This window comes from Kitasatospora sp. NPDC043949 (assembly GCF_056435365.1).
The window spans coordinates 37,425-43,612 of the sequence record NZ_JBWKEQ010000003.1 but is presented as its reverse complement, the minus strand read 5'-3'; the positions used below and the strand labels follow the sequence as shown (position 1 = coordinate 43,612).

The window sequence follows — 6,188 nt, the reverse complement described above, 5'->3', positions numbered from 1 at the left end:
GGCCGTCCCGAGCTCAGTGCTTTGTTGGGGGGAAGGCTGGCGCCCTCCCCCCCCCCCCCCCCACCCCCCCGAAACCCCCCTCCCCCCCCCCCCCCCCCCCCCCCCCCCACGGCCCTTCTGTGTTTCACCTCACGCCCCGCCGGCCGGACCCCCGACGCCGAGGTCGAGCCTGGCCTGCGCGTGGTAGGCGTTGAGCAACTCAACCAGGCCGGGACCGTTCGGCACCGCGGTGTGCCCGCGGGCTGCGCTCTCGCTCCCCCACAGCACGGCGTTGACCGCCTTCGCCGCCTCCACCGCAGCCGGACTCGCGAGCAGAACGAGCGTCTCGAAGAGCGCCGACCGCTGGATCTCCGCGCGCTCCATCGTCGCCAGAAACTCCGCCCGCGCCGTCGACCCCGCCTCCGCCTGCCTGGCCCGCTTGGCGAGCGCGTCGATCTCCTTCACGCAGGTCGCGTACTGCACGTAGGTGTCGAGCCTCCGCTCATCCCACCGCGCGGCCATCAGCCGACGGTGCTTGGTCCGCTCCGCCCACCCGGTGGCCACGAACGAGGTGAGCGCCCCCAGCAGGACGCCCACCAGCGTGACGATCTGAGTAATCACCGCCCAGAACCTACCGGCGCGACCCGCTCCACAGAAGCCCATGGCGCATCGGTCGGCTCACTGCACTTCATAGGCGACTTGCATTGTGAAAGTCGTTTATAGGAGTCGCTAATTCCATGGTAGCTGGCACCAAGGAACCCTGAAACCGACGCAAGAATCTATACCACATCAAACTTGCAAAGGATTTTTGGCAAATTTTCCTTCGATCCTGCCACCCTGAGAATCGAGATCGTTTGTCGCCTCGGGGTGGAAGGTTGATACAGCCATCGAAATGGCGGATCGGGCGAGACAACACCCCCAGGCGGATTCGTCCAGCACCCGGTCCTACATCTACTCTGAGGAGAGCACAAGACCCTTCTCCTGACGTATGCATGAGCATGCGTCAGCACCTCGACCACAAGGTGCGGCCGGGGTCACGGCGTCCGCCCAGGCGGACACCGCGACCCCGATCGCAAGGCGCGGTCGGGGAGCAGCAGGAAGGGGTGGAGCATGACCGCGCTCAATCAGCAGCAGCCGGCCGATGAAGACCCGGATGTAGAGCCGAAGAACGCGGGAAGGCTCCGCAGGGATGGGATGCGTCAACTGCTCGCCGCCTGGCGGGCATTGAAGACGGCGTACGACATCTGGCAGCTGCTCCAGGATCTCCTGGGCTAGCTGCTTAGCACGATGGCCCAGCCGCGCCAACGGCCGGACCATCGCTAGTGTGACTGCAGAGCCACACGCTGTGCTTATAGGGTCCGTCTCGGAACCCCTGGTGTTGCCTCACCAGGCGAGGCGGGCCCTCTTTCGTGCAATCGATAGCGCTATCGCGCCTCTATGCACTAAGTCCCCACCGACGATACCAGGGTTGGATGCACTAATTGTGGTACCCATCTGTCTGTCAGTGCGGATGGCTTCCGGAAGGCATTGCTCGCCCCACCAAGCCCGATGACCAGCCAGAATGCCACGAGCGAACCGATGACCGGTCGTTGCTCGCCCGGCTCTCGAAGCTTCGCAGAGCGCGTCGCCGACTCCCAAATGTGGTGCCCGAGTCAGGCGAGGGCAGTGGCGATGAGCCCCATCGAGTCCACGATCACCAGGGCGCCAGCAGCGGTCAGCTTGGCATCCTTACCCGGCTTGTTGGCGTAGCCGATCGTCGGGACTCCAGCGGCCTCTCCAGCCTCGACGTCGCGGGCTGCGTCGCCGATGAAGATGCAGTGGTCCGGCCTGGTGCCCACGGCATCCATCGCTTCGAGCAGAAGGCGCGGGTTCGGCTTCATCGAGGAGGGGTCACCCGGAACGCGTCCGAATACGCCAGCCACGTAGTCGCTGAGGCCGTGCTCGGCGAGGTAGGCCGTGATGGCCGCGCCCGAGTTGTTGCTAACTACGGAGACCAGGCGGCCGGAACGGGCGCAGGCGCGGAGAACCGATTCTCCGCCTGGGGTCGGTGGGGCGACCCGGACGGCTTCGATCTCCAGCGCGGCCAGTGCGGCGTCCGTGCTCTCGGTGAGATCGGGCCGGGCGTCCGAGACCAGCCGGAGCAAGGCGAGCGGGTCACTCTTCTCCGCCGCCCCAGCCGGGGCCTGCTCGCCCGCGGCGAGCAGGCCCTCACGGAGTCGGCGCGCGACCTCCGGGGCGGGAAGGCCGGCGAAGACCGAGCACACCGGCCCGTCGAAGTCGAGGAGCACGTGCTTCACCGGCCGCAACACGTCGGCGAGTTGCTGAGGGGTGGCGATCATGGCTGCCGCTCGTAGGCGATCGTGCTCCACACGCTGTCGAACCACATCTGGGCCTGCTGGACGTACTGCGATCCGAGCGAGGCGTCGTCCGGGCCGGCGGCGTGGTGGAACAGGGTGGTGTCCTTGCCGGTGACGTCGTAGAAGGTGTGAGCGGTGTCGTCGATGGCCACGGTGCGCTCGCGGAGCGGGTAGAAGCCGAAGAAGGCCTCCGACCTGTTCAGGATGTACAGCTTGAACAGGCTGGACGCCCGGTGGACCTTGACCTCGACGCTCGCCTTCTGGACGAGGCCCAGCTCAGCCAGCATCTCCACCGAGTGCGCGATGCCGCCGGCGTTCGTCAGGGCGATGTTGCGGGCGCGCTGCCGGAGGGCGGCCTCGTCCTGGAGCCCGTCGACCAGGACCGGCACGGCCATCGGGGCCGTGGTGTCCGGCAGCAGCAGGCGGACCGTGATGGACTCCGGCGCCAGCCGGCCGGAGCGGACCTTGTCGAGCGGCTCCTGCAGCGCGTTGTGCAGCGTCTCGCTGGAGAAGCCGGCGAAGTCGAGGGTCACCTGCTGCTGCTCGAAGGCCGCTTCGAGGTGAGGCCGCAGCCCGACCGGCCGAGAGGTGCGCTCCCGCACGAACGAGCCGCTCCCCTGCCGGGTCACGATCAGCCCCTCGGTGCGGAGCAGGTCGAGCGCCTTGTCCACCGTGCCGCGCGCCACGCCGAAGTGCTTCGCCAGCTCGGGGCCGGAGGGGAGCTTGTCGCCGGTCTCGAAGCCCGGCTTCTTCGTGAGGATCGAGGCCCGCAGAGAGCTGCCGACCTGCTGATACGGGGGGCGAGAGTCATCCGGGTCTAGAGCCATGGCCCAATGCTAGGGGAGGTGCCCAACAGGCGCGAGAAACCCAACACTCTTGACCTGCCTAAGCAGGTTGTCTATGTTGTGGGTGTCGCACCAAGTGAGACAGGGGCGACACAGAGGGGCCTTCTTTGGGCTGCTCTGAGCTGGACAAATGCGCCTATGGGGATAGGCGAAGGGGCCCGGGACAGATCGGGCCGAGGTCACCGCGCCTTGTCAGTCGGATGGCATGGACCGAGAGGTCCGCGTCTGCCTTGAAAGACGCACCCCCCGCCAGTTCACCGCCGAACACCTCGGCGCCGGACCGGCGCGGTCTCAGCGAACGAGTGTCTTTGGTCCCCGATCCGTGCCGTCTGCGGCGGATCGGGGGCCATGGCTGCTCGTAACGAGTAGCTGGCCCTGGACTCGGGGCCGCCGCGCTTTCCTTGGCCGGGCGCGCGGCAGCCCCTGGGGCCCACCTCCCACTGGAAGAGGTAGACCCGTGAAGTCGATTGTTGCAGGTCAACACGCCTTGGGCACCGAGGAGTTCGCGGAGCTGGCGTTGGGCGTGGACGAGGAACTGTTCGCCGGCGTGGTCGGCGAGTCGGCGATCGAGCGCCAGGCCCGGTTGGACGTGGCGTACGCGGTGCTGGCGGACCTGCGCTGGGAGAACCCGGAGCTGGCCGCCTACGCCGAGCGTCTGCTGCAGGTGGCGCCGGTGCCGCTGCGGCGCCTGGCGGTCATCCGCCGCACGGCGAGCGTCGAGCGGGTGGCCGCGTGACGACCGTGGCCGCGACGGCGGCCGTTTCGGCCCCAGCCGCCGCCGCTTCAACGGCGCGACCGACCGCTTCAACCACGCGGGCGGCGAATTCGGACAAGCTCATGCTGGGCCTCACGATCCTCGCCGCGGTCGGCGGCACGGTGCTCGCTGGGATCGGCTTCAGCGGCTCCTACAACGCGCTGCAGGTCCTCGGTTTCAAGCACGGCTTCGGGGACTTCAGCTACGCGTTCCCGGTCGGTGTGGACGCCGGGATCGTGGCCCTGCTCGCGATGGATCTGCACCTGATCCGCAAGGGCACCCCGTGGCCGATGCTGCGGTTGCTGGCCCACGGTTTCACCGCCGCGACGATCTACTTCAACGCCGCCTCCGCCGGGCCGCTGCTGAAGAACCCGACCGGCACGGCGATGCACGCCGTGATCCCGATCATGTTCGTCGCGGTGGTGGAGGCCGGGCGGCGCCTGGTCATCCGGATCACCCGGATCGAGGCCGGCCACCAGAGCGACGGCGTGCCGCTGCACCGCTGGATCCTCGCCCCGTGGCCGTCCTTCCGGATGTACCGGCGGATGCGCCTGAACGGCATCACTTCCTACGATCGGGCGGTCGAGCTGGAGCGCGAACGGCTCGTCTACCGGGTGTTGCTGGAGCGCGAGCACGGCGGCGACTGGCGCAAGGCACCCGCTGACCAGCGACTTCCGCTCACCATGGAGCGGTTCGGGCTGAGCGTGGACGAGGCCCTGGCCCTACCGATGGAGGCCGAGGAGCGCGCCCGGCTGCGGGCCGAGCGCACGGCCGCGTTCGAGGCCGAGGTCACCGCCCGCGCCGAGGCCCGGACCGCCGACGCCCGGATCTCCAGCCTGCGCACAGCGGGCCGAGTCGAGGCCGCCGGGTACGAGGTCGGTGCCGAGACCGCCGCCGCCCGGGCTCAGGCCCAGGCCCGGGCGCTCGCCGCCGGCCGGGAGGCTGAGGCCGCCGAACGGCTCGACCAGGCCGAGGAGGAGCTGAAGGCCGCGGCCGCCGAGCAGGACGCTGCTGAGGCCCGCCGACGTGCCGCTGAAACCGACCGGACCGCTGCTGAAACGGAGCAGGCTGCCGCTGAAACCCGGCGCCGCGCCGCTGAAACGGACCGTCAGGCGGCCGCCGTCGAGCGGGCCCAGGCCGAAGACGAGAAGGCAGCCCAGGCCGCCCGGCTGTGCGCGGCTGAAACGGCCAAGGCCGCCGCTGAAACCGAGGAGGCCGCCGCCGAAGCGGGCCGCCGCACGGCTGAAGCCGAGCGCGACACAGCCGCCGCCAAGCGCGCCCAGGCCGACAGCGAAAAGGCCACCGAGACGGCCCGCCTGCGTGCCGCTGAAGCCCGCCAGCGCACGGCTGAAGTCGAACTGCGCGCGGTCGAAGCGGAGGACGCAGCGAAGCTCACCCCCACCGCCCGCGCCACCCGCCGCGTCGCCCGGATGATCCTCGCGGCCGGCGGCAACCCCGAGGCCGTCAGCCTCCAAACCATCGCCGACGCCCTCGACGTCTCCCTCGCCACCGCCTCCGGGCGCCGCACCGAGGCCGCCGAGCTGATCGCCTCTGGCTACACCCCGTCCTGACCACCAGCTGACCCAGCTTCGCCCCACCACCTGCATATCGAAGGCAGTGTCATGACCCTGACTAGCATCGCACCCCCCATCCCGCCCATCACCGAAGCGGACCGCGCTCAGGCAGCCGGCGCCGCCGCTCGCCTGCTCACCCGCCTCCTCGATGCGAGGGGCGGTGCCCGGTGAACACGCTCAAGCAATTGCCCGGCCTGGGCATCGCCCGCCTCGACCAGGGCGGGCTCGCCTACCGCCTCGCCGAGACGCTGACGATCGATGAGGTCGCCGGCCTGCTCCGCGAGACCTGGTGCCGCCGCCTGACGGTCTCCGACGCCTCCGCCGACGGCGAGCGCCCCGCCGAGTTCCGCGCGCTCTGCGAGCTGGACGGCGAGCCGTTCGTCCTCGTCGGCCGGATCGGGGAGGGCGCCTGATGTTCGGCATCGGCAAGAAGCCGCCCGCCCAACCCCAGTCCCGCCAGCAGCGCAGGGCGAATGCCGTCCGCGAGGCGGACCGAGCCGGGCACGCTGCGATCAACGCCCGCCCGGAGAACCGCAGCACCACCCCCGGCTCCGGGCCCATCCCCCGCCGCTGGTGGCACTCCTCCTGACCCGCCGTCGGGGGGGGGGGGGGGGGGGGGGGAGGACGCGCCCACTAGGGGGAGCAGGAGACGGCCGGGGTTGTTTTTTTTTTCTCTTCT

8 protein-coding genes are annotated in these 6,188 nt (G+C 69.9%); 5 read left to right on the top strand and 3 right to left on the bottom strand.

Going from position 1 to position 6,188, the window contains the following annotated elements:
- Positions 1 to 129: 129 nt before the first annotated feature.
- Positions 130 to 600, bottom strand: a complete 471-nt coding sequence (locus AC07AL_RS03835) for a hypothetical protein (RefSeq protein ID WP_478316753.1) — start codon at positions 598 to 600, stop codon at positions 130 to 132.
- Positions 601 to 1,089: 489 nt separating this feature from the next.
- Between AC07AL_RS03835 and AC07AL_RS03830 the strand changes: the two genes are divergently transcribed.
- Positions 1,090 to 1,254 carry a hypothetical protein gene (locus tag AC07AL_RS03830; protein WP_402418817.1) on the top strand — a complete coding sequence of 55 codons (165 nt, stop codon included), beginning with the start codon at positions 1,090 to 1,092 and terminating at the stop codon, positions 1,252 to 1,254.
- Positions 1,255 to 1,631: 377 nt separating this feature from the next.
- Here AC07AL_RS03830 and AC07AL_RS03825 read toward each other — a convergent pair whose 3' ends face one another.
- A complete protein-coding gene (locus tag AC07AL_RS03825) occupies positions 1,632 to 2,318 on the bottom strand; it encodes an HAD family hydrolase (RefSeq protein ID WP_478316751.1) in 687 nt (228 codons plus the stop codon).
- Complete coding sequence (locus tag AC07AL_RS03820) at positions 2,315 to 3,163, bottom strand: GntR family transcriptional regulator (protein ID WP_478316749.1); 849 nt, start codon at positions 3,161 to 3,163, stop codon at positions 2,315 to 2,317. Before AC07AL_RS03820 ends, AC07AL_RS03825 begins: the two co-directional genes overlap by 4 nt.
- A 475-nt stretch (positions 3,164 to 3,638) precedes the next feature.
- Between AC07AL_RS03820 and AC07AL_RS03815 the strand changes: the two genes are divergently transcribed.
- From AC07AL_RS03815 to AC07AL_RS03800, 4 genes are all read left to right on the top strand, one after another.
- A complete protein-coding gene (locus AC07AL_RS03815; protein WP_478316747.1) occupies positions 3,639 to 3,917 on the top strand; it encodes a hypothetical protein in 279 nt (92 codons plus the stop codon).
- Positions 3,918 to 4,018: 101 nt separating this feature from the next.
- Positions 4,019 to 5,506 (top strand): DUF2637 domain-containing protein, encoded by a 1,488-nt coding sequence (locus tag AC07AL_RS03810; protein ID WP_478316745.1) that lies wholly within the window; start codon positions 4,019 to 4,021, stop codon positions 5,504 to 5,506.
- Positions 5,507 to 5,676: 170 nt separating this feature from the next.
- Positions 5,677 to 5,922, top strand: a complete 246-nt coding sequence (locus AC07AL_RS03805) for a hypothetical protein (RefSeq protein ID WP_478316744.1) — start codon at positions 5,677 to 5,679, stop codon at positions 5,920 to 5,922.
- Entirely contained in the window at positions 5,922 to 6,098 is a 177-nt protein-coding gene (locus AC07AL_RS03800) for a hypothetical protein (protein WP_478316743.1), read from the top strand. Before AC07AL_RS03805 ends, AC07AL_RS03800 begins: the two co-directional genes overlap by 1 nt.
- Positions 6,099 to 6,188 lie beyond the last annotated feature (90 nt).

Coding starts and splice junctions, on each gene's coding strand:
- AC07AL_RS03830 (WP_402418817.1), top strand. CDS start 1,090: ATGACCGCGCTCAATCAGCAGCAGCCGGCCGATGAAGACCCGGATGTA.
- AC07AL_RS03825 (WP_478316751.1), bottom strand. CDS start 2,318: ATGATCGCCACCCCTCAGCAACTCGCCGACGTGTTGCGGCCGGTGAAG.
- AC07AL_RS03820 (WP_478316749.1), bottom strand. CDS start 3,163: ATGGCTCTAGACCCGGATGACTCTCGCCCCCCGTATCAGCAGGTCGGC.
- AC07AL_RS03810 (WP_478316745.1), top strand. CDS start 4,019: ATGCTGGGCCTCACGATCCTCGCCGCGGTCGGCGGCACGGTGCTCGCT.
- AC07AL_RS03800 (WP_478316743.1), top strand. CDS start 5,922: ATGTTCGGCATCGGCAAGAAGCCGCCCGCCCAACCCCAGTCCCGCCAG.